Here is a 21,057-nt window from a genome sequence, read left to right as displayed (position 1 = left end):
CGAATTAACGGATCTCAATCATCGGTCGGCCACCGCGTGCGGTCACCAGCTCGCCGATCGCCGTCAGGGTGATGCCAAACTCGGCCGCGGTTGCCTGAACCTCGGCTTCGGATTCCGGCGTGACCGCCAGCAGCAGACCGCCGGAGGTTTGCGGATCGCACAGCAGGTTGCGCCACTCCTCTGGCATTTCACCCATCAGGTGACCGTAGCTGGCGAAATTGCGCTGGGTACCGCCCGGGACCGCGCCCTGGGCAATGTACTCTTCCACGCCCGGCAGCTTCGGCACGTCCTGATACCAGACCTGCGCCTGCACGCCTGCGCCCTGACAGACCTCAGAGAGGTGCCCCAGCAGGCCAAAACCGGTGACGTCGGTCATCGCCTTCACGCCGTCGATATTGGCGAACGCCGCACCGGCGAGGTTCATCTGGCACATCACTTCCGTTGCCAGGCCTTTGTGCTCCGGTTTCAGCAGGGATTTTTTCTCGGCGGTAGTAAGCACGCCAATGCCCAGCGGCTTGGTGAGGAAGAGCCTGCAGCCCGCCTGCGCGGTACTGTTGCGCTTCACGCGCTCGGTCGGCACCACGCCCGTCACGGCCAGGCCGAAGATCGGCTCCGGCGCATCAATCGAGTGGCCGCCGGCCAGGGCAATTCCCGCCTGCTGGCAGGCGAAACGCCCACCATCAATCACCTCGCGGGCGATTTCTGGTGGAATGGTGTTGATCGGCCAGCCCAGAATGGCGATCGCCATGATCGGCTTACCGCCCATAGCGAAGATATCGCTGATGGCGTTGGTGGCCGCGATGCGCCCGAAGTCGAACGGGTTGTCGACAATCGGCATAAAGAAGTCAGTGGTGCTGATAATGCTGGTGCCGTTACCTAAGTCATAAACCGCCGCATCGTCACGCGTTTCATTGCCGACAAGCAGGTTCGGGTCGACAAACTTCGCCTGTTCGCTGTGCAGAATGGTCTCCAGCACTTTCGGGGAAATTTTACAACCGCAACCGGCTCCGTGGCTGTACTGCGTTAAACGAATGGTTTGCTCGCTCATGGACGTCTCCTGTCATCTCAATCGCGCTATGGTAGCGCTCATTCCATAAAGAGGTAAGTATGACTGTCTGAATTCTGCGGCAGATGCTCAGAATCCAGACAGTTTAGCGCGCGTTATCAGAAACGGCTGACGAAAGGCGTGGTGTCCGGCACGCTAATGGTGCTGGAGGCTTTAAGCTGTGGGGTACCGAGATAGAGGAAGCCGACAATTTTGTCGTGCTCACCGCAGGAGAATCCTGCCCGCACGGCAGCGCTCTCGGTCAGCGGACCGGTGCGCCAGATACCGTTAAACCCCTGTGCAACGGCAGCCATTTGCATCGCCATCACCGCACAGCCGGCAGACATTTCCTGCTCCCAGACCGGCACCTTATGGTCAGCCTGGCATTTGGCCACGACGGTAACGATCATCGGGGCGCGGAACGGCGCGTTGCGGGCTTTATCAATCCCCTTCTCATCCTGCCCAGCGGCAATCGCCCCCTGCTCCAGCAACTGACTGAAACGTTCGCGGCCTTCACCCTCAATCACAAAGAAGTGCCATGGCTGCAGCGTGCCGTGATCCGGGGCACGCATGCCGGCACGCAGAATGTTTTCCAGCTGCTCGCCCACAGGGGCAGGTTCGGCCAGACGTGACGCGCTACGACGGTTAACAAGCAGTTCGAGTGCATCCATTGGTTAACTCCTTTCTTGAAATTTACTCACAAAATTAACACGACGGCAGATTTTGTTACAGCCTGGCAGGCGATTCCTGCTGACAAGTGGCGGTTGGGTCATTACGATAACCCAACATTACCGTCCAGTGGCGACGGAAACAGTCATTTTCTGGTTAGGGAGAATACATGCGAACCCTTTGGCGAATCTTTGCCGGTTTCTTTAAATGGACGTGGCGACTGCTCAACTTCGTCCGCAACCTGGTGATGAATATCTTCTTCATCCTGCTGGTTCTGGTTTGCGCGGGCATCTGGATGCATATCAGCAACGCGAATCAGGCTCAGCATTCGACTCGCGGGGCCCTGTTACTCGATATCACCGGCGTGATCGTTGATAAACCGTCCACCAGCAACCGTCTGGGGGTTATCAGCCGACAGCTGTTTGGCGCGACGTCAGACCGCCTGCAGGAGAACTCCCTGTTCGATATCGTCGATACCATCCGACAGGCCAAAGACGACCGTAACATCACCGGGATCGTGCTGGATCTGAAAGATTTTGCCGGCGGCGACCAGCCTTCCATGCAGTACATCGGGAAAGCGCTGCGCGAATTCCGCGACAGCGGCAAGCCGGTGATTGCCGTGGGCGACAGCTACAGCCAGGGGCAATATTATCTGGCGAGCTTCGCCAATAAGATCTGGCTTTCTCCGCAGGGGACGGTCGATCTGCACGGCTTTGCCACCAACGGCCTGTACTACAAATCGCTGCTCGACAAGCTGAAGGTCACCACCCACGTCTTCCGCGTCGGCACCTATAAATCTGCCGTGGAGCCGTTTATCCGCGACGATATGTCTCCTGCCGCCCGTGAAGCGGACAGCCGCTGGATTGGCGAGCTGTGGCAGAACTATCTCGGCACCGTTGCCGCTAACCGTCAAATTACCGCTGAGCAGGTGTTCCCTGGCGCTCGTGGCGTGCTGGACGGGCTGCGTAAGGTCGAAGGCGATACTGCGAAATACGCGCTCGACAATAAGCTGGTTGACGCGCTGGGCACCAGTGCGGATATCGAAAAGGCCCTGACCAAACAGTTTGGCTGGAGCAAAGAGGACAAAAACTACAGCGCCATCAGCATGTATGACTATGCTGCGAAAAAACCGGACGATAGCGGTGACAGCGTAGCCGTGGTCTTTGCTAACGGCGCCATCATGGACGGTCAGGAAACGCCGGGCAACGTCGGCGGTGACACCACCGCGTCGCAAATCCGCGACGCACGTCTTGATCCGAAAGTGAAAGCAATTGTTCTGCGCGTCAACAGCCCTGGCGGCAGCGTCAGCGCCTCCGAGGTGATCCGCGCTGAACTGGCCGCGGCGCGTGCCGCCGGCAAGCCTGTCGTCGTATCCATGGGTGGTATGGCCGCGTCTGGCGGATACTGGATCTCCACGCCTGCCAACTACATTGTGGCGAACCCAAGCACGCTGACCGGCTCGATCGGCATCTTCGGGGTGATTAATACCGTGGAAAACAGTCTGGATTATCTGGGCGTGCATACCGATGGCGTTTCCACGTCGCCGCTGGCGGATGTGTCGATGACCAAATCCCTGCCGCCGGAAGTTTCAGAGATGATGCAGCTGAGCATTGAGAACGGCTATAAGCGCTTTATCACGCTGGTTGCCGACTCGCGTAAGAAGACGCCTGAGCAGATCGACCAGATTGCTCAGGGCCACGTCTGGACCGGGCAGGATGCGAAGAGTAACGGTCTGGTCGACAGCCTGGGCGACTTCGACGACGCGGTGAAGAAAGCCGCCGAACTGGCGAAGCTCAAGCAGTGGCATATTGAGTATTACCAGGACGAGCCGTCGTTCTTCGATATGGTGATGGACAGCATGTCCGTTTCCGTTCGCGCCATGCTGCCGGAGGCGCTGCAGGCGTACCTGCCTGCCCCGGTGGCCACGGCTGCGAAAGCAATGAAGGCGGAAAGCGATAAGCTCGCGGCCTTTAACGATCCACAAAGTCGTTACGCGTTTTGCCTGACCTGCGCGAACGTCCGTTAAAAACCGTCCCCTCTTCCCGTGAAGAGGGGATTTTTTCTTTTGAAGAACAAGAACTCACTACCATGCAGAAGAAATCGATTTATGTCGCCTACACTGGCGGTACCATCGGGATGCAGCGCTCTGAAAACGGCTATATTCCGGTCTCCGGCCACCTGCAGCGTCAGCTTGCGCTGATGCCTGAATTCCACCGTCCGGAAATGCCTGACTTTACCATCCATGAATACGAGCCGCTGATGGACTCCTCCGACATGACGCCGGAAGACTGGCAGCACATTGCGGATGACATTAAAGCCCATTACGACCAGTACGACGGCTTCGTGATCCTGCACGGCACCGACACCATGGCGTTCACCGCTTCGGCACTCTCCTTCATGCTGGAGAACCTGAGCAAGCCGGTGATCGTCACCGGGTCGCAAATTCCGCTGGCCGAGCTGCGCTCTGACGGGCAGATCAACCTGCTGAACTCCCTGTACGTGGCGGCCAATTACCCGATCAACGAAGTGTCGCTGTTCTTCAACAACCGTCTGTATCGCGGCAACCGCACCACCAAAGCCCATGCCGACGGTTTTGACGCCTTCGCCTCCCCTAACCTGCAGCCGCTGCTGGAAGCCGGGATTCATATCCGTCGTCTGGGAACGCCTCCGGCACCGAACACCGCTGGCGAGCTGATCGTGCATCCGATTACCCCGCAGCCGATTGGCGTGGTCACCATCTATCCGGGGATCTCCGCAGACGTGGTGCGCAACTTCCTGCGCCAGCCGGTGAAAGCGCTGATCCTGCGCTCCTATGGCGTGGGCAATGCTCCGCAGAACGGCGAGTTCCTGAAAGAGCTTCAGGAAGCCAGCGAGCGCGGAATTGTGGTCGTGAACCTGACCCAGTGCATGTCCGGCAAAGTGAATATGGGGGGCTATGCCACCGGCAACGCGCTGGCGCACGCGGGGGTGATCAGCGGCTTCGATATGACCGTTGAGGCGACGCTGACTAAACTTCACTATTTACTGAGTCAGGATCTGGACATTCAGTCCATTCGCCGCGCCATGATGCAAAACCTGCGCGGCGAACTGACCCCGGACGAATAAGGAGGTCTCATGAAGCAACGCGCCCTGCTACTGGTCGATTTGCAAAATGATTTCTGCGCGGGCGGTGCGCTTGCCGTCGCCGAAGGTGACAGCACCGTTGACGTGGCCAACGCGCTGATTGACTGGTGCAAAGCACGCAGTGAAGCGGTTGTCGCCAGCCAGGACTGGCACCCGTCGAATCACGGCAGCTTTGCCAGCCAGCACAACGTCGAGCCGTTCACCCAGGGTGAACTCGACGGGCTGGCGCAAACTTTCTGGCCGGATCACTGCGTACAGCAGACGGAAGGCGCGGAGCTGCATCCGCTCCTGAATCAGAAAGCCATCGACGCGGTGTTCCATAAAGGCGAAAACGCGGCTATCGACAGCTATAGCGCGTTTTTCGATAACGGGCATCGTCAGAAGACGGCGCTGGACGCGTGGTTACGTCACCATGAAATCACGGAGCTGATCGTACTGGGTCTGGCGACGGATTACTGCGTGAAGTTTACCGTGCTGGACGCGCTCCAGTTAGGCTATACCGTCAGCGTCATCACCGATGGCTGTCGTGGGGTGAACATTCACCCACAGGACAGCGCTCAGGCGTTTATGGATATGGCCGCTGAAGGTGCTACGCTGTATACGCTGGCAGACTGGCTGGAAACGCAGGCGTAGTCTTTTAAGCCGGGTAAGGCGCAGCCGCCACCCGGCATTTCTTCCCCAATCCCCATAAAGTGAACTCCCTCGCATCACAAGCGAAACGGCAATGCTATTCTCATCAGGCTGTTTTTTCGCCACGCCTTTTCTGTGGCGTGGTTATTTTTATTAAGTCAAAGAGGAACTTGTATGAAACGTTTGCCCCTGCTGGCAGCATTACCCTTGCTTTGCGCGTCACTTGCTTCCGCCGCGCCGCTGATGTCCGTCGGCTACTTTAACGGGGGTGGCGATGTCACCGCCGGACCGGGTGGCGATATTAATAAGCTGGACGTTCGCCAGATCACCCATCTGAACTACTCGTTTGGACTTGTTTATAACGACGAGAAAGACGAGACCAACGCCGCGCTGAAAGATCCGACGAAACTGCATCAAATCTGGCTGTCGCCAAAAGTGGCGTCCGATCTGGCCCTCATACCGGCCCTGCGTAAACAAAACCCGAACCTGAAAGTCCTGCTCTCTGTTGGCGGCTGGGGCGCGCGTGGTTTCTCTGGCGCAGCGGCAACCAAAGAGAGTCGCGCGGTGTTTATCCGCTCTGCGCAGGAAATTGTCGACAAATACGGCCTGGATGGGATCGATCTCGACTGGGAGTATCCGGTTAACGGCGCGTGGGGGCTGGTTGCAAGCCAGCCAGCCGATCGGGATAACTTCACCGCCTTGTTGAAAGAGATGCGCGCGGCGTTTGGGCAGAAAAAGCTGGTGACCATTGCGGTGGGCGCGAATGCGGAAAGTCCGAAAAGCTGGGTAGATGTCAAAGCCATCGCGCCCCTGCTCGACTATATCAACCTGATGACCTACGACATGGCGTACGGTACCCAGTATTTCAACGCGAACCTGTATGACTCCAGCGCCTGGCCAACGGTGGCTGCCGCCGATAAATACAGCGTCGATTTTGTGGTGAGCAACTATCTGGCCGCCGGACTTAAGCCGAAGCAGATGAACCTCGGGATCGGTTTTTACGGTCGCGTACCGAAACGTGCGGTTGAACCGGGCATTGACTGGAGCAAGCCGGACGCGCAAAAAAATCCGGTCACCCAGCCCTACTTCGGGCCGCAGGAGATCGGCCTGTTTAAATCGCTCGGCTATGACCTGACCAAAGATACCTACGTGAAGTACAACGATATCGTGAAGAAGCTGCTGAACGATCCGCAGAAGCGTTTTACCGAGCACTGGGACGACCAGGCGAAGGTGCCGTGGCTCTCGGTAAAGGGTTCTGATGGCAACGCGCTGTTTGCGATTTCGTATGAGAACCCGCGTTCCGTCGCGATCAAGGCAGACTACATCAAAGAGAAAGGCCTCGCCGGGGCGATGTTCTGGGAGTACGGGGCTGATGATAACAATCAGTTAGCGAAACAGCTGGCGGAATCACTCGGAATTAAGCACTAAGGTGTATGTGCCGGGTGGCGCTAGCGCTTACCCGGCACACACGGAGAGCGTTATTTGAAAGTCGCAATCGGCTTCGGCGTGATGCCAAAATCTTCCTTAAGCTCGCGCTTGCTCTTCATCACCATCTGACCGTTGGTATCGATAGTCATGTGCTGTGCATCGGTGTTGTTGCGCGCCTGCCACAGCATCACCAACTGCAAACTGTTCTCTTTTTGCTCAGGCGTCAGGGCCACACCGTCGGGCCATTTACCCAGCTCAACGGCGGTCACCAGACGCTGATAAACTTCCGGGGTCATCCCGTTAATCATGTCCTCAATATTCACGATCTCTCCCTTTCAAAGGAATAATTTGCTGAATCGTTTTTTCAACCCTTAATCTGGTCGCCGTTTTCATCGTCGCTGAAGCTCAGAGAAGCTGAGTTTACGCAGAAACGCTCGCCCGTTGGCTGAGGGCCATCCGGGAAAACATGCCCCAGGTGCGCGTCGCAGTTACCGCAGCGAATTTCCGTGCGCACCATACCGTGCGACGAGTCGGTCAGATAGCGGATTGCCTCATCGCTCACCGGCTCGTAAAAGCTCGGCCAGCCGCAGCCAGAGTCGTATTTCGTTTGTGAATTAAACAGCGGGGCATCGCAGACCAGACAGTGGTAAACGCCGTCTCGCTTGTTATGCAGTAAACGCCCGGTAAATGGCGGCTCCGTTCCGTGATTCTGCGTCACGTAAAACTGCATTTCTGTGAGGTTTTTTTTCAAATCGTCAGGGTTACGTTGGTTCGACATATGCTTACATCTCGCTGTAGAAACAGACATCTTTTAACCCCGATTCTAACAAAACATTAACACCCTTGCGTGCACTTTTGTTCTAAACTTATGTGTCGCGAAAAGGCGGTCAGGCAATTGTGATCATGTTCACATTTTTATCCTGCGAGGACTTTAAAATTCCGGGCGCAGCCCCCATGTGGTTGCAAGCTCAAAGGGAAAGTGAGGCGAGTCAGTCGCACAAACGTTAGTCACAGGATTGATTTGTCGCAATGATTGACACGATTCCGCTTGACGCTGCGTAAGGTTTTTGTAATTTTACAGGCAACCTTTTATTCACTAACAAATAGCTGGTGGAATATATGACTATCAAAGTAGGTATCAACGGTTTTGGCCGTATCGGCCGTATTGTTTTCCGTGCTGCTCAGAAACGTTCTGACATCGAAATCGTTGGTATCAACGATCTCCTGGACGCTGAATACATGGCGTACATGCTGAAGTACGACTCAACTCACGGTCGTTTCGACGGCACCGTTGAAGTGAAAGACGGCCACCTGGTTGTTAACGGTAAAACCATCCGCGTTACTGCTGAGAAAGACCCAGCTAACCTGAAATGGAACGAAATCGGTGTTGACGTTGTTGCTGAAGCAACCGGTATCTTCCTGACCGACGAAACTGCACGTAAACACATCACTGCGGGTGCGAAGAAAGTTGTTCTGACCGGTCCTTCCAAAGACAACACCCCAATGTTCGTTCGTGGTGCAAACTTCGAAACTTACGCTGGCCAGGACATCGTTTCTAACGCATCCTGCACCACCAACTGCCTGGCACCGCTGGCTAAAGTCATCAACGACAACTTCGGCATCATCGAAGGTCTGATGACTACCGTTCACGCTACCACCGCTACTCAGAAAACCGTTGATGGCCCGTCTCACAAAGACTGGCGCGGCGGCCGTGGCGCGGCTCAGAACATCATCCCATCCTCTACCGGTGCTGCTAAAGCTGTAGGTAAAGTACTGCCAGAACTGAATGGCAAACTGACTGGTATGGCGTTCCGCGTTCCAACTCCTAACGTATCCGTTGTTGACCTGACTGTCCGTCTGGAAAAAGCTGCTTCTTATGAAGAAATTAAGAAAGCAATCAAAGCTGCTTCCGAAGGCGCAATGAAAGGCGTTCTGGGTTACACCGAAGACGACGTTGTATCTACCGATTTCAACGGCGAAGTGTGCACTTCCGTGTTCGATGCTAAAGCAGGTATCGCACTGAACGACAACTTCGTGAAACTGGTTTCCTGGTACGACAACGAAACTGGCTACTCTAACAAAGTACTGGACCTGATCGCTCACATCTCCAAATAAGTTGAGATGAGTGCTTGATCCAAAAAGGCGACTTCGGTCGCCTTTTTTATTGTTTTTTAGACAGAGGATTGCTTAATGATTAATAAAATTTTTGCACTTCCGGTAGTCGAACAACTTACCCCTGTGCTCTCCCGCCGTCAGATTGACGGTGCCGACGTTATCGTCGTTGACCATCCCCGCGTTAAAGCGTCCGTGGCGCTGAACGGCGCTCACCTGCTCTCCTGGAAACCGGAAGGCGAAGCCGAAGGTTTGTGGCTGAGCGATGCGACCTCCTTCAAAAAAGGGGCGGCTATTCGCGGTGGCGTACCGATCTGCTGGCCGTGGTTTGGCCCGTCTGCACAGCCGGGTTTGCCTTCTCACGGTTTTGCCCGCAACCAGCAGTGGACGCTGAAAGCGCATAACGAAGACGATAATGGCGCCGTGCTGACCTTTGAGCTGCAGGCAAATGACGAGACCCGCGCCCTGTGGCCGCACGAGTTCACCCTGTATGCCCGCTTCAAGCTGGGTAAAACCTGCGAAATTGAGCTGGAAGCCCACGGCGAGTTCGACACCACCTCGGCCCTGCATACCTACTTCAACGTGGGTGATATCAGCGCAGTGAAAGTGAGCGGCCTTGGCGATACCTTTATCGATAAAGTGGATAACGCCAAAGAAGGCAAACTGAGCGACGGCGTTCAGGCGTTCCCTGACCGTACCGACCGCGTCTATCTGCATCCGGAAGCATGCAGCGTGATCCACGACGGTGCCCTGAACCGCAGCATTGAGGTGGTCCATCACCATCACAGCAACGTGGTGGGCTGGAACCCGGGTCCTGCTCTGTCTGTAAGCATGGCCGACGTGCCTGACGACGGTTATAAAACGTTCGTCTGCGTGGAAACGGCCTGCGTGACCACCCCGCAGAAAGCGAGTGAAGAAAAGCCGTCTCGTTTAGGACAGACGATCCGCATCGTTAAGCGATAATGCCGCCGCACCACGCCAAAGCAAACGGGGCGCAAGCGCCCCGTTTTGATGCAAAGATTGCACTAAAATAATGCACAATCAGAACTTGTAGGTCACCCCCACAGAGAAGATGCCAGCCCAGGACTTATCGACCATCGGGCTATCCTTCACTTCGTCGCTCAGACGCTCGTAACGACCGGTGCCGTAGACGTTCCAGTCGCCAAGGAAGTTATAGCTCGCGGTCAGCTCCAGGTAAGGATTCCAGCCGTCATCAGCGCTGTAGCTTTTCAGCCCACTGCGGCGGGACTCGTTTTTAGAGACGCCGTAGTAGTAGTCGTTGTAGTTTTCACTGTTGTACTGCACCCCGATACCCGGCGTCAGGGTGAGCCCACCGTTGGTATAGCGGTACAGCCAGGCCAGATCCCAGATAAACCCGTTGCTGTTATCCAGCGTATCACCCGCCAGGGCCGTACGCAGGAAGCCATACTGGGTGTTATGCACGTACGAAAGCCCGGCCATCATAGAGCTTTTGCGCTTGTCGAGCTGGCGAAGCGCATGGCTGTCGCTGTCTCCCGGCTTGAAGTGCGTTGGATCGTAGTAGGCCATGATAGATAGTTTGTCGGCCGTATCGTTCCAGAGATAGTAGCCGCCGCCGAGACCACGGAACCAGAAATTATCGCCTTCATAGGTGATAACGGGAACAGGATAAACATCGCGGTCATACTGTTTGTATGGGCTGTTAATGACGCCAACGCCCGCGCCCACCGTCCACTGACTTTCCGCCTGAGCGGTGCTAACTGCGGTCGCGGCAAGGATGCCCAATGCCAGAAGTTTGAGTTTGGTCACAATCCATTCTTTCCTGTAGTCAAATAATCAGCGGGTGAAGTGTAACCGCCATTCCCGTACATCCCAAAATTTTTTGCCTGCTAATCAGTCTGATTAACCCATTATTTTTAACTTTTCAGATGACAGCCCGCTTTCATTTATATGACCGCTGAATGAAAAACGTCCTTAAGCCTTATAACTCAGGTGGAAATTTTTGGATGAGTTATTGATATGTCATTGAAATTAGTTTTTCTCAGCATGCAAGTTTGGCAAATGCCATCTACGCTTAAATTTAAGAAGAGTTTTCCTGAACACCTGCGGTTCTTAGCGTCTGACCTGGCACACAGGTTGCTGCTCTGGCAGTGGGGTGCGAGAGATTCTCTTCCGGGAGCCTCCACTACTCATACGAACGGCTCTTATCCTGTGCTAAAAAACGAAAGGACGGCATGCCATGAATATATTCGATCACTATCGCCAGCGCTATGAAGCTGCCAAGGACGAAGAGTTCACACTGCAGGAGTTTCTTACCATTTGTCGGCAAGATCGCAGTGCCTATGCCAATGCGGCAGAACGGCTATTGATGGCTATCGGTGAGCCAAACATGGTTGATACTGCCCTGGAGCCACGGCTTTCCCGTCTGTTTTCGAATCGGGTGGTCGCCCGATATCCGGCGTTCGAAGAGTTCTATGGTATGGAAGATGCCATTGAACAGATTGTCTCCTATCTGAAGCATGCCGCCCAGGGTCTGGAAGAGAAGAAACAGATCCTTTATTTACTCGGCCCCGTCGGCGGCGGTAAATCCTCGCTGGCTGAACGCCTGAAGTCGCTGATGCAGCGCGTACCGATTTATGTGCTGAGCGCCAACGGCGAACGCAGCCCGGTTAACGACCATCCGCTGTGCCTGTTTAATCCGCAGGAAGATGCGCAAATTCTGGATAAAGAGTTTGGCATCCCGCGCCGCTACCTCGGTACCATCATGTCGCCGTGGGCGGCAAAACGCCTCCACGAGTTTGGCGGCGATATCACTAAGTTCCGAGTGGTGAAAGTATGGCCATCCATACTGGAGCAGATCGCTATCGCCAAAACGGAACCGGGTGATGAGAACAACCAGGATATCTCGGCGCTGGTGGGCAAAGTCGATATCCGTAAGCTGGAAAACTACGCACAAAACGACCCGGATGCCTATGGCTATTCCGGTGCGCTGTGCCGCGCCAACCAGGGGATTATGGAATTCGTTGAGATGTTCAAAGCACCGATTAAAGTGCTGCATCCTCTGCTGACAGCGACCCAGGAAGGGAACTACAACGGGACGGAAGGTATTTCCGCCCTGCCGTTTAACGGCATCATTCTCGCCCACTCTAACGAATCAGAATGGGTGACCTTCCGTAATAATAAAAACAATGAGGCCTTCCTTGACCGCGTTTACATCGTCAAGGTGCCTTATTGCCTGCGGATCTCCGAAGAGATCAAAATTTACGAGAAACTGCTTAACCACAGCGAGCTGGTACACGCGCCATGCGCCCCGGGTACGCTGGAAACGCTCTCGCGCTTCTCCATCCTGTCGCGCCTGAAAGAGCCGGAAAACTCCAGCATCTATTCGAAAATGCGCGTCTATGATGGTGAAAGTCTGAAAGATACCGATCCGAAAGCGAAGTCCTATCAGGAATACCGTGACTACGCCGGGGTCGATGAGGGGATGAACGGTCTGTCCACGCGTTTCGCGTTTAAGATCCTCTCCCGCGTCTTTAACTTCGACCATGCGGAAGTGGCGGCCAACCCGGTTCACCTGTTCTACGTGCTGGAGCAGCAAATTGAGCGCGAGCAGTTCCCGCAGGAGCAGGCTGAACGCTACCTTGAGTTCCTGAAAGGCTACCTGATTCCGAAATACGCTGAGTTCATCGGCAAAGAGATCCAGACGGCCTATCTGGAATCCTATTCAGAATACGGGCAGAACATTTTCGACCGCTATGTCACCTACGCTGACTTCTGGATTCAGGATCAGGAGTACCGCGACCCGGATACCGGCCAGCTGTTTGACCGTGAATCCCTGAACGCGGAGCTGGAAAAAATTGAGAAGCCTGCCGGGATCAGCAACCCGAAAGACTTCCGTAACGAGATTGTAAACTTCGTCCTGCGCGCCAGAGCGCATAACAACGGTCGCAATCCGAACTGGACCAGCTACGAGAAGCTGCGCACGGTCATTGAGAAGAAAATGTTCTCCAATACCGAAGAGCTGCTGCCGGTGATCTCGTTTAACACCAAAACCTCAACCGACGAGCAGAAGAAACACGACGATTTTGTCGACCGTATGATGGAAAAAGGCTACACCCGCAAGCAGGTTCGCCTGCTCTGCGAATGGTATCTGCGCGTGCGTAAATCGTCCTAAAACAAGTGCCCGGTAGCGCCTGCGCCTGCCGGGCCAACAAAAACGCAAGTTGGCAAACGCAGTACGGGGGGTATATGACCTGGTTTATTGACCGGCGTCTTAACGGCAAAAACAAGAGCACGGTGAACCGCCAGCGCTTCTTGCGCCGTTATAAAGCGCAAATTAAACAGTCGATCTCCGAGGCCATCAACAAACGCTCGGTGACCGACGTCGACAGCGGCGAGTCTGTCTCCATCCCTACCGATGACATCAGCGAACCGATGTTTCATCAGGGGCGCGGGGGCCTGCGCCATCGCGTACACCCAGGTAATGACCACTTTGTTCAGAACGACAGAATTGAGCGCCCTCAGGGCGGCGGTGGTGGTTCAGGAAGCGGTCAGGGACAGGCCAGCCAGGACGGTGAAGGTCAGGATGAGTTCGTTTTCCAGATTTCGAAAGATGAATATCTCGACCTGCTGTTCGAGGACCTTGCGCTGCCGAACCTGAAAAAAAATCAGCACCGTCAGCTTAACGAGTACAAAACCCATCGCGCGGGCTATACCGCCAACGGCGTGCCCGCCAATATCAGCGTTGTTCGTTCGTTGCAGAATTCGCTGGCGCGACGCACGGCCATGACGGCAGGCAAACGTCGTGAGCTGCGCGAGCTGGAAAGCAGCCTGAAGGTCGTGGAAAACACGGAGCCGGCGCAGCTGCTGGAAGAGGAGCGCCTGCGTAAAGAGATTGCCGAGTTAAGAGCAAAGATCGACCGCGTGCCGTTTATCGACACTTTCGACCTGCGCTATAAGAACTACGAAAAACGCCCTGAACCCTCCAGCCAGGCGGTCATGTTCTGTCTGATGGACGTCTCCGGCTCAATGGACCAGGCCACCAAGGATATGGCGAAGCGTTTTTATATTCTGCTCTATCTGTTCCTGAGCAGAACCTATAAGAACGTGGAAGTGGTGTATATCCGCCATCACACCCAGGCGAAAGAGGTGGATGAACATGAGTTCTTCTACTCTCAGGAGACCGGGGGGACCATCGTATCAAGCGCGTTGAAACTGATGGACGAAGTGGTGAAAGAGCGTTATGACCCGGCTCAGTGGAACATTTATGCCGCGCAGGCGTCGGATGGCGACAACTGGGCCGACGACTCACCGTTGTGTCACGAGATCCTGGCGAAGAAAATTCTGCCGGTGGTGCGTTACTACAGCTATATCGAAATCACCCGTCGTGCTCACCAGACCCTGTGGCGGGAGTATGAACATCTGCAGTCCATGTTCGATAACTTCGCCATGCAGCATATCCGCGATCAGGATGATATTTATCCGGTATTCAGAGAGCTCTTCCACAAGCAATCTGCCACCAGCAACGTATAACCCTGCAGCCAGCGAATCCGCTGGCTGTTTTCTTTCGACCCCGTTCATCCCGTGCTAATGTAGCAAGCTGCATACTGGATTATCACCGGGAAAATTGTGATGACTGACGACGCTATTGGGGCAGGAACCCACCAGAAGCTGATTACCTTACTCACCGAGCAGGGCGCGCGTTTTCGCGTCATGGAGCATGAGGCGGTCGGGAAATGTGAAGCGGTGAGTGAAATTCGCGGGACCGATCTGCGCCAGGGTGCAAAAGCCCTGGTCTGCAAAGTGAAGGGCAACGGCGTTAAAAAACACGTACTGGCGATTCTGGCCGCAGACCTGCAGGCCGATCTGAGCCAGCTTGCCAGCCATTTTGGCGGGCTTAAGGCTTCCCTCGCCAGCCCGGCCGAAGTTGATACCCTTACCGCCTGCGTTTTTGGCGCTATCCCGCCCTTTAGCTTTCATCCTGATTTAGCGCTGGTTGCAGACCCGCTGCTGTTTGAGCGTTTCGACGAAATCGCCTTTAACGCCGGCTTACTGGAGAAATCCGTGATTATGGATACCCAGGATTACCTGCGCATTGCCCGTCCTGAGCTTGTCAACTTCCATAAAGCGTCGTCGTGACGGCGCTGTCAGCCTTTTCGTTCCAGAAACAGGACGGAGGCGATGAGAATCGCGGCAATAGCGAAAAACGATGAGGAGATGATCAGCGCTTCAACAAACATGTGATCGTTCATGATGGCGGCCCCGTTGCGATACCTGCCTTCGTTTTAATCCGCGTAAATGACAAGGTTATGACAGCAAGAGAATCTTTTTAAAACTGTCTTCCGCCGCTTTTCCGCGTACAGTAAGCAGGGTAACTATTCTGGCAAGGACTTCCCATGTTTGACCCTACTCTGCTCATTCTTCTGGCTCTCGCCGCGCTCGGGTTTATCAGCCATAACACCACAGTCGCCATCTCGATTCTGGTGCTGATTATTGTGCGCGTGACCCCGTTAAACACATTTTTCCCGTGGATAGAAAAACAAGGCCTCACCATCGGGATCATCATTTTAACCATCGGGGTGATGGCGCCCATTGCCAGCGGAACGCTTCCCGCCTCGACGCTACTGCACTCGTTTGTGAACTGGAAATCGCTGGTGGCGATCGCGGTAGGCATTTTTGTCTCGTGGCTGGGCGGGCGCGGCGTTACGCTGATGAGCAGCCAGCCTTCACTGGTTGCCGGCCTGCTGGTGGGTACCGTGTTGGGCGTGGCGCTCTTTCGCGGCGTGCCGGTGGGCCCGCTTATTGCGGCAGGGCTGGTTTCCCTGTTTATCGGGAAGTCATAGTCAGGCTGGCCATATAACGTGCCGGCGTCTGGCCCAGCCCCTTCCTGAACATGGTGATAAACGCGGTGGTAGAGTCGTAGCCCAGCGACTGTGCCGCCTGCTGAACCGATTTCCCGCTTATCAGATGCTGTAACGCCAAAATCAGCTGCAGCTGGTGACGCCAGCGTCGAAAGCTTAAGCCGGTCTCTTTCACCACCAGCCGCGCCAGATTACGTTCGCTCATCGCAAAGTGGCTCGCCCACTGTGCCAGCGTCTGCCAGGTGGCGGGCTCTTCCGCCATCTTCTCGCTCATCAGCCGGATTTTAGGATGGGGTGAGACGGGCAGCTGCAGATGCTCCTGCCGCTGGAGCGGCAGCTCGTCAAAAAGGACGTCCACCAGACGCGATGTGGCCGCAAGCTGAAGCTGTTCACGTGATTTCTCAGCCAACGATAAAATCAGCTCCCGCACGAGGGGGGAAATTTTCAGAGTGCAGCAGCGGTCGGGCAGGCTGGCGGCACCTGGCTCAATGAACAAAAAGCAGAGCTGCGCCCCCGGCGTGGCCCTGTTGCTGTGCTGCATTTGGCCAGGGATCCAGACGGCATACTGAGGCGGTACCATCAGCATGGCATTTTCCACTTCGCAGGTGATCGCGCCGCCGAGGGCCAGAATCAGCTGCCCCTTACGGTGTTGATGCCGGGGAATATATTGTTCCTCCGCCACCACGCGGATGCGAAACGCGACGGCCGCATCGTGCTGGCTATCAGGATCGTAGCCGTCCAGTCCCAGACCAATCATCAGTTTGTCCGATATGAGCGATAAACTGTCATTTTAGCCTGATTTCAACCGCTGAAAAAATCGGTATTGTGTGCGCTCGCTTGAACGTATGAGAACACAATGACTACTGCTCTTCGCACCTCAGGAAAACACGGCGCGCTGTTGATTGCAGGCATCCTGATGATTGCCACCACGCTTCGCGTCACCTTTACCGGAGCAGCCCCGCTGCTCGATACTATTCGCCTCGATTATGGCTTAAGCACGGCGCAAACCGGTCTGCTGACCACCCTGCCCCTGCTGGCTTTCGCCCTTGTCTCGCCGCTCGCGGCAGGCGTTGCCCGGCGTATCGGCATGGAGCGCAGCCTGTTTGTCGCCTTGCTGCTGATTTGCGCCGGAATTGCGGTTCGCTCCCTGCCTTCCGCCACCCTGCTTTTCATCGGAACGGCGGTAATTGGCTGCGGGATCGCGCTCGGGAATGTGCTGCTGCCCGGCTTAATCAAACGTGATTTCCCGGGCCAAGTTGCCCGACTCACGGGCGCCTATTCCCTGACAATGGGCGTCTCGGCGGCGTTTGGCTCAGCGATGATTGTTCCCCTGGCGCAGGGTAGCGCGGGCTGGCATGGCGCGCTGCTGATGCTGATGGCGTTTCCGCTGGTCGCGCTGCTGCTCTGGCTGCCCCAGTGGCGTCAGAAACACGTTGCGACGGTAACAGGCGCCGGCGCGCTGCATAATCGCGCCATCTGGCGCTCGGCCCTCGCCTGGCAGGTGACGCTCTTTCTGGGGATTAACTCGCTGATTTACTACGTCATCATCGGCTGGCTGCCGGCGATATTGCTCAGCCAAGGCTACAGCGAAGCGCAGGCCGGCTCGGTGCACGGGCTGTTGCAGCTGGCCACGGCCGTGCCTGGGCTTGCCGTGCCGCTGATCCTCCACCGTCTGAAAGATCAGCGAACCATTGCAGGCGCAGTGGCGCTGCTGTGCGCGGTAAGCGCGGCGGGGCTATGGTTTATGCCTGACATGGCGGTGATGTGGACGCTGGTGTTCGGCTTTGGTACCGGGGCAACGATGATCCTCGGCCTGACGTTTATCGGGCTGCGCGCCAGCTCCGCGCACCAGGCCGCGGCGCTGTCAGGTATGGCGCAGTCGATTGGCTATCTGCTCGCCGCCTGCGGTCCGCCGCTGATGGGTAAAATTCACGATTCGACTGGAGACTGGCGCATCCCGCTTCTCGCCTGCGCGCTGGCCGCTGTCGTCATGGCCATCTGCGGCGTACTTGCCGGGCGCGACCGCGAAATCACGCCTCGTTAAACACGGTGGCAGACCATAGGGTCTGCCTTTTTTTAACCGCGCGCCGCGCGCAGCATTGCCTGCACCAGCACCACCGGACGCCCTTCCAGCGCAGCACGCTCGTGCTGGAATAAGGTGATCACAAAGAACGGATGGGTCACCAGCTCCGCAGCGCGGATTTCCCCCTGCTCGTCCCAGCCCGTCACGCGCATATCACCGCTCTCCAGTTCCTGCGCAAACGCCGCCGACACGCCATAGTTACAGTGATAACCCTCAACGATTTCCGGCTTTCCGTAGGCCTTCGCGATCAGCGTATTATTACGCAGCTCAATGGCATCGGTTTTTTCCACCAGCGAGCAGGTCAGCGGCGCAATCACCATCGTGCCTTCGGTATCCGTCTCAGCATGTGCCGCGTCGCTCCAGCCCAGCATGTTACGGGCATACTCAATCAACGCATGCTGGAATCCACCGCAGGTGCCCAGGAACGGAATGCTGTTTTCACGCGCGTAGCGTGCGGCAATAAAGGCCGCCTCGGTGTTTTTATAGGGGCTTGCGGGAACCAGCCAGATGGCATCGTAGCCCACCAGATCCTCAGAACTGGTTAATTCCGTGGTGGCTAGCCAGTCGTAATCGGCGGTGAGGTCAAGGACCGCGGCGGCGTCGTCAATGGCCAGTGGGATCGCCTTGTGTGCAATAACATCAGGATTGTAATCGCCAACCAGCGCAATGCGCAGCGTCGTTTTAACCGGGAGGTGTTCCATGAAAGGTTCCTTATGCCAGAGTATTATCAGATAACATAAGGAACCTCAGACTACCGATCTTCTGCAATTATCACAATACCTTAAATTGGGAGGGTGGAATCATGATCCAATGCAAACGCGTCTATGAGCAGGCAAGCCCGGACGATGGGTATCGGGTTCTGGTGGACAGGCTCTGGCCCCGCGGGATGAAAAAAACGGACCTCGCGTATGACGAATGGTGTAAAACGCTCACGCCGTCCAGTGCGTTACGCAAGGACTTTCATAGCGAAGCGATTGATTTCGCGGCGTTCACTCAAGCCTACAAGGAAGAGCTGGCGCAGCATAAGGACGAAGGAGAGCGTCTGGCGGCGCTGGCGAACAAGCAGACCGTAACCCTGCTCTACGGCGCGAAGGACACGAAGCAGAATCACGCTCTGGTTTTAGCCGACTGGCTGCGCCATCTGTGATCAGCCGACCGCCAGCGCATCCTGGATTTGTGGAGCTTCGTCCGGGGTGAGCGGCATCAGGTGTTCGGCGCGAACAAACGCAAAACCGAGCTGATTGTCAAAGGCGTAAACATCACCCGTCACCAGCCAGAGCGCGCGGTCCGCGCTTGCGGGCAACTGCGTCATCACGCCGTTGACCGGGTTAACGAAACGCAGGCCTGGCTGGCAAAGACCAAATAGCTCAACAGATTTACCAATATTGCGACGTCCAGACGCCGTACGGGCACCGATGATCATCGCCATGCTGCCCGGTTTTAGCTGAAACATACTTCTCTCGCGGTAACGGTAGCCAGGTACTGGCTAAGAATAATCCTAAAGAGAAGTGTATCGCAGCGACTATCCCTTTGTCACCTGGTGGGTTGCGGATGATCGCGACGATAGAGCGTCCATTCGTCGATCGCTTCGCCGCCAGGCAGCCTGCACTCGGTGCGGACACCCTGCGGGCTTTGAATCGGGACCTGTTCCCCACCCTTTTCAAGGCAGTAAACGGAAGCCGGGTTCGCCATGCCTACGGCGTGCGGCGGTTTCGGGGCGTCGGGTGGGGTTGTTTTTGCGGTGCAGGCAACCAGGGGAAGCGCCAGCGCCAGAAGCAGAAATCTCATCTCATTGATCCTTTTAGCATCATCGTTAGCTAAGGGTAACGGCTTGTCGCCGTATTCTCCATGATTTCTCCATTCTAACTGCACTTTTCAGCGCTATAGTCCGGCATGTTCTCACTATGACCAGAGAACATCATTCCGTAATCAAGATGTCTTTGCCCCGTTCACAACAACGGGGCTTTTTTCCCCGCCCAATCCCCCTTCTTTCAGCCTGTATTAAATTTTCTGCATTCATGTTTAACTATGCCGGAAGCCTACGAATTCAGCATAGCATGCAGATGCAGACGTCTTCTGCTGGGAGTCTTTCTACGTCATGTCGGATATTATCCTTGCCCGTGTTTCAGAAACCCTCGCCACTGAACAATCCCTTGAAGGTCTCGTTCGTCAGCTGCTGGAGATGCTGGAGATCGTGACGGATATGGAGTCGACTTACCTCACTAAGATCGATATCGAAGCCCGACTGCAGCATATCCTGTATGCCCGCAACAGCAAGCAGATGATAATCCCTGAGGGGCTGAGCGTCCCGTGGGATGAAACTCTGTGTAAGCGTGCGCTGGACAGTGATACCGTATTCAGCAACGACGTTCCCGAACGCTGGCCAGAGTGCGAAGCGGCGAAAGCGCTCGGCATTACGACCTACATGAGTATTCCTGTCCATCTTGCGGATGGTTCACTCTACGGAACGCTCTGCGCCACCAGCACGGCCAGAAAGCCGCTTAGCGAGCGCGGTGAACAGGTTCTGAAGTTATTCGCCGGGCTGATTGCCCAGTCCATCCAGAAAGAGTCTCTGGTGACCCAGCTTCGTGAAGCCAATGCGGCCCTTATTGCACACTCCTACACAGATGCCCTTACAGGGTTACCCAACCGTCGCGCCATTTTTGAGGATCTGACCACCCTGTTTTCACTGGCGCGACATCTGAAACGTAACGCCATCATTGCCTTTATCGATCTGGATGATTTCAAGCTGATTAACGATCGCTACGGGCATGAAGCAGGCGACCAGTTCCTGATTGAAGTGGGCAAGCGTTTGACCGCAGAAAAACAGCAGGACGATATCATCGGTCGGCTGGGCGGCGATGAGTTTCTGGTGGCCTCCCTGAGCAATGCCGGGAATGAGGAGCAAATTAACCTTCTCAGAACGCGTCTCAGCGCCCGCATTGCGGGGGAATACTGGCTGGGTACCATCAGCATCATTTATCCGGGCGCCAGCCTCGGCGTTATCGAAGTGGATCCCGGTGTAACCGATCCGGACAGTGCGTTACGTGCCGCAGATATCGCGATGTATCAGGATAAGAAAGGAAAAAGCAAAACAGGCTTTCTCGTTATGGATTAACCCCGTACAC

Annotated in this window: 22 protein-coding genes; 13 read left to right on the top strand and 9 right to left on the bottom strand. The window is 55.7% G+C overall.

Features of this window, described 5'->3' with window-relative positions; translation table 11 throughout:
* Positions 1 to 4: 4 nt before the first annotated feature.
* Positions 5 to 1,048: a selenide, water dikinase SelD gene (gene selD, locus HBM95_09205; protein ID NIH43105.1), complete on the bottom strand. Its 1,044-nt coding sequence runs from the start codon at positions 1,046 to 1,048 to the stop codon at positions 5 to 7.
* Positions 1,049 to 1,164: 116 nt separating this feature from the next.
* Complete coding sequence (locus HBM95_09200) at positions 1,165 to 1,716, bottom strand: NAD(P)H nitroreductase (protein ID NIH43104.1); 552 nt, start codon at positions 1,714 to 1,716, stop codon at positions 1,165 to 1,167.
* Between the two features lie 167 nt (positions 1,717 to 1,883).
* Between HBM95_09200 and sppA the strand changes: the two genes are divergently transcribed.
* The 4 genes from sppA to HBM95_09180 all read left to right on the top strand — a co-directional run bounded on the left by sppA (position 1,884) and on the right by HBM95_09180 (position 6,895).
* On the top strand, positions 1,884 to 3,740 hold the full coding sequence (sppA, locus tag HBM95_09195; protein ID NIH43103.1) for a signal peptide peptidase SppA: 1,857 nt from the start codon (positions 1,884 to 1,886) through the stop codon (positions 3,738 to 3,740).
* A 62-nt stretch (positions 3,741 to 3,802) separates the two neighbouring features.
* On the top strand, positions 3,803 to 4,819 hold the full coding sequence (gene ansA, locus HBM95_09190; GenBank protein ID NIH43102.1) for an asparaginase: 1,017 nt from the start codon (positions 3,803 to 3,805) through the stop codon (positions 4,817 to 4,819).
* A gap of 9 nt (positions 4,820 to 4,828) precedes the next feature.
* Complete coding sequence (pncA, locus tag HBM95_09185) at positions 4,829 to 5,470, top strand: bifunctional nicotinamidase/pyrazinamidase (GenBank protein ID NIH43101.1); 642 nt, start codon at positions 4,829 to 4,831, stop codon at positions 5,468 to 5,470.
* A gap of 171 nt (positions 5,471 to 5,641) precedes the next feature.
* Positions 5,642 to 6,895, top strand: coding sequence for a glycoside hydrolase family 18 protein (locus HBM95_09180; protein NIH43100.1), 1,254 nt, complete (start codon positions 5,642 to 5,644; stop codon positions 6,893 to 6,895).
* A gap of 50 nt (positions 6,896 to 6,945) precedes the next feature.
* Here HBM95_09180 and HBM95_09175 read toward each other — a convergent pair whose 3' ends face one another.
* Positions 6,946 to 7,218: a YeaC family protein gene (locus HBM95_09175; protein ID NIH43099.1), complete on the bottom strand. Its 273-nt coding sequence runs from the start codon at positions 7,216 to 7,218 to the stop codon at positions 6,946 to 6,948.
* Positions 7,219 to 7,259: 41 nt separating this feature from the next.
* Positions 7,260 to 7,673: a peptide-methionine (R)-S-oxide reductase MsrB gene (msrB, locus tag HBM95_09170; GenBank protein NIH43098.1), complete on the bottom strand. Its 414-nt coding sequence runs from the start codon at positions 7,671 to 7,673 to the stop codon at positions 7,260 to 7,262.
* 341 nt (positions 7,674 to 8,014) lie between these two features.
* Between msrB and gapA the strand changes: the two genes are divergently transcribed.
* The gene (gapA, locus tag HBM95_09165; GenBank protein ID NIH43097.1) at positions 8,015 to 9,010 is read left to right on the top strand and encodes a glyceraldehyde-3-phosphate dehydrogenase; all 996 of its coding nucleotides are present in this window, start codon (positions 8,015 to 8,017) and stop codon (positions 9,008 to 9,010) included.
* 75 nt (positions 9,011 to 9,085) lie between these two features.
* Positions 9,086 to 9,970: a D-hexose-6-phosphate mutarotase gene (locus HBM95_09160; protein ID NIH43096.1), complete on the top strand. Its 885-nt coding sequence runs from the start codon at positions 9,086 to 9,088 to the stop codon at positions 9,968 to 9,970.
* A gap of 78 nt (positions 9,971 to 10,048) precedes the next feature.
* On the opposite strand, the gene HBM95_09155 is transcribed toward HBM95_09160, so the two are convergent.
* On the bottom strand, positions 10,049 to 10,795 hold the full coding sequence (locus HBM95_09155) for a MipA/OmpV family protein (GenBank protein NIH43095.1): 747 nt from the start codon (positions 10,793 to 10,795) through the stop codon (positions 10,049 to 10,051).
* 430 nt (positions 10,796 to 11,225) lie between these two features.
* Here HBM95_09155 and yeaG point away from each other — a divergent pair, with 430 nt between their 5' ends.
* The 4 genes from yeaG to HBM95_09135 all read left to right on the top strand — a co-directional run bounded on the left by yeaG (position 11,226) and on the right by HBM95_09135 (position 15,828).
* Entirely contained in the window at positions 11,226 to 13,160 is a 1,935-nt protein-coding gene (yeaG, locus tag HBM95_09150) for a protein kinase YeaG (protein NIH43094.1), read from the top strand.
* Positions 13,161 to 13,234: 74 nt separating this feature from the next.
* A complete protein-coding gene (locus HBM95_09145; protein ID NIH43093.1) occupies positions 13,235 to 14,518 on the top strand; it encodes a YeaH/YhbH family protein in 1,284 nt (427 codons plus the stop codon).
* A 99-nt stretch (positions 14,519 to 14,617) separates the two neighbouring features.
* A complete protein-coding gene (locus HBM95_09140) occupies positions 14,618 to 15,124 on the top strand; it encodes a YbaK/prolyl-tRNA synthetase associated domain-containing protein (protein NIH43092.1) in 507 nt (168 codons plus the stop codon).
* 257 nt (positions 15,125 to 15,381) lie between these two features.
* Positions 15,382 to 15,828 carry a DUF441 domain-containing protein gene (locus tag HBM95_09135; GenBank protein ID NIH43091.1) on the top strand — a complete coding sequence of 149 codons (447 nt, stop codon included), beginning with the start codon at positions 15,382 to 15,384 and terminating at the stop codon, positions 15,826 to 15,828.
* Here the strand turns inward: HBM95_09135 and HBM95_09130 are convergent.
* A complete protein-coding gene (locus tag HBM95_09130) occupies positions 15,812 to 16,603 on the bottom strand; it encodes a helix-turn-helix transcriptional regulator (protein NIH43090.1) in 792 nt (263 codons plus the stop codon). The two genes, HBM95_09135 and HBM95_09130, sit on opposite strands and share 17 nt — an antisense overlap.
* A gap of 99 nt (positions 16,604 to 16,702) precedes the next feature.
* Between HBM95_09130 and HBM95_09125 the strand changes: the two genes are divergently transcribed.
* Entirely contained in the window at positions 16,703 to 17,890 is a 1,188-nt protein-coding gene (locus HBM95_09125) for a CynX/NimT family MFS transporter (GenBank protein ID NIH43089.1), read from the top strand.
* Between the two features lie 32 nt (positions 17,891 to 17,922).
* Here the strand turns inward: HBM95_09125 and HBM95_09120 are convergent, their stop codons facing one another.
* The gene (locus HBM95_09120) at positions 17,923 to 18,630 is read right to left on the bottom strand and encodes a CTP synthase (protein ID NIH43088.1); all 708 of its coding nucleotides are present in this window, start codon (positions 18,628 to 18,630) and stop codon (positions 17,923 to 17,925) included.
* A gap of 101 nt (positions 18,631 to 18,731) precedes the next feature.
* Here HBM95_09120 and HBM95_09115 point away from each other — a divergent pair, with 101 nt between their 5' ends.
* Positions 18,732 to 19,076: a DUF488 domain-containing protein gene (locus tag HBM95_09115; protein NIH43087.1), complete on the top strand. Its 345-nt coding sequence runs from the start codon at positions 18,732 to 18,734 to the stop codon at positions 19,074 to 19,076.
* Here the strand turns inward: HBM95_09115 and HBM95_09110 are convergent, their stop codons facing one another.
* The gene (locus HBM95_09110) at positions 19,077 to 19,382 is read right to left on the bottom strand and encodes a hypothetical protein (protein ID NIH43086.1); all 306 of its coding nucleotides are present in this window, start codon (positions 19,380 to 19,382) and stop codon (positions 19,077 to 19,079) included.
* An 80-nt stretch (positions 19,383 to 19,462) separates the two neighbouring features.
* Positions 19,463 to 19,717 (bottom strand): DUF333 domain-containing protein, encoded by a 255-nt coding sequence (locus HBM95_09105; protein NIH43085.1) that lies wholly within the window; start codon positions 19,715 to 19,717, stop codon positions 19,463 to 19,465.
* A gap of 310 nt (positions 19,718 to 20,027) precedes the next feature.
* Here HBM95_09105 and HBM95_09100 point away from each other — a divergent pair, with 310 nt between their 5' ends.
* Positions 20,028 to 21,047 (top strand): sensor domain-containing diguanylate cyclase, encoded by a 1,020-nt coding sequence (locus tag HBM95_09100; protein ID NIH43084.1) that lies wholly within the window; start codon positions 20,028 to 20,030, stop codon positions 21,045 to 21,047.
* Positions 21,048 to 21,057: the final 10 nt, after the last annotated feature.

The organism is Enterobacter asburiae (genome assembly GCA_011754535.1).
Lineage (GTDB): Bacteria > Pseudomonadota > Gammaproteobacteria > Enterobacterales > Enterobacteriaceae > Enterobacter > Enterobacter cloacae_N.
Note: the sequence above shows the minus strand (reverse complement) of the source record. Positions and strands in the feature narration are given on the sequence as shown.

What these genes read in the sequence shown, in the direction of transcription:
- selD (NIH43105.1), bottom strand. Translation starts at nt 1,048, where the DNA reads ATGAGCGAGCAAACCATTCGTTTAACGCAGTACAGCCACGGAGCCGGT.
- HBM95_09200 (NIH43104.1), bottom strand. Translation starts at nt 1,716, where the DNA reads ATGGATGCACTCGAACTGCTTGTTAACCGTCGTAGCGCGTCACGTCTG.
- sppA (NIH43103.1), top strand. Translation starts at nt 1,884, where the DNA reads ATGCGAACCCTTTGGCGAATCTTTGCCGGTTTCTTTAAATGGACGTGG.
- ansA (NIH43102.1), top strand. Translation starts at nt 3,803, where the DNA reads ATGCAGAAGAAATCGATTTATGTCGCCTACACTGGCGGTACCATCGGG.
- pncA (NIH43101.1), top strand. Translation starts at nt 4,829, where the DNA reads ATGAAGCAACGCGCCCTGCTACTGGTCGATTTGCAAAATGATTTCTGC.
- HBM95_09180 (NIH43100.1), top strand. Translation starts at nt 5,642, where the DNA reads ATGAAACGTTTGCCCCTGCTGGCAGCATTACCCTTGCTTTGCGCGTCA.
- msrB (NIH43098.1), bottom strand. Translation starts at nt 7,673, where the DNA reads ATGTCGAACCAACGTAACCCTGACGATTTGAAAAAAAACCTCACAGAA.
- gapA (NIH43097.1), top strand. Translation starts at nt 8,015, where the DNA reads ATGACTATCAAAGTAGGTATCAACGGTTTTGGCCGTATCGGCCGTATT.
- HBM95_09160 (NIH43096.1), top strand. Translation starts at nt 9,086, where the DNA reads ATGATTAATAAAATTTTTGCACTTCCGGTAGTCGAACAACTTACCCCT.
- yeaG (NIH43094.1), top strand. Translation starts at nt 11,226, where the DNA reads ATGAATATATTCGATCACTATCGCCAGCGCTATGAAGCTGCCAAGGAC.
- HBM95_09145 (NIH43093.1), top strand. Translation starts at nt 13,235, where the DNA reads ATGACCTGGTTTATTGACCGGCGTCTTAACGGCAAAAACAAGAGCACG.
- HBM95_09140 (NIH43092.1), top strand. Translation starts at nt 14,618, where the DNA reads ATGACTGACGACGCTATTGGGGCAGGAACCCACCAGAAGCTGATTACC.
- HBM95_09135 (NIH43091.1), top strand. Translation starts at nt 15,382, where the DNA reads ATGTTTGACCCTACTCTGCTCATTCTTCTGGCTCTCGCCGCGCTCGGG.
- HBM95_09130 (NIH43090.1), bottom strand. Translation starts at nt 16,603, where the DNA reads ATGATTGGTCTGGGACTGGACGGCTACGATCCTGATAGCCAGCACGAT.
- HBM95_09125 (NIH43089.1), top strand. Translation starts at nt 16,703, where the DNA reads ATGACTACTGCTCTTCGCACCTCAGGAAAACACGGCGCGCTGTTGATT.
- HBM95_09120 (NIH43088.1), bottom strand. Translation starts at nt 18,630, where the DNA reads ATGGAACACCTCCCGGTTAAAACGACGCTGCGCATTGCGCTGGTTGGC.
- HBM95_09115 (NIH43087.1), top strand. Translation starts at nt 18,732, where the DNA reads ATGATCCAATGCAAACGCGTCTATGAGCAGGCAAGCCCGGACGATGGG.
- HBM95_09110 (NIH43086.1), bottom strand. Translation starts at nt 19,382, where the DNA reads ATGTTTCAGCTAAAACCGGGCAGCATGGCGATGATCATCGGTGCCCGT.
- HBM95_09105 (NIH43085.1), bottom strand. Translation starts at nt 19,717, where the DNA reads ATGAGATTTCTGCTTCTGGCGCTGGCGCTTCCCCTGGTTGCCTGCACC.
- HBM95_09100 (NIH43084.1), top strand. Translation starts at nt 20,028, where the DNA reads ATGTCGGATATTATCCTTGCCCGTGTTTCAGAAACCCTCGCCACTGAA.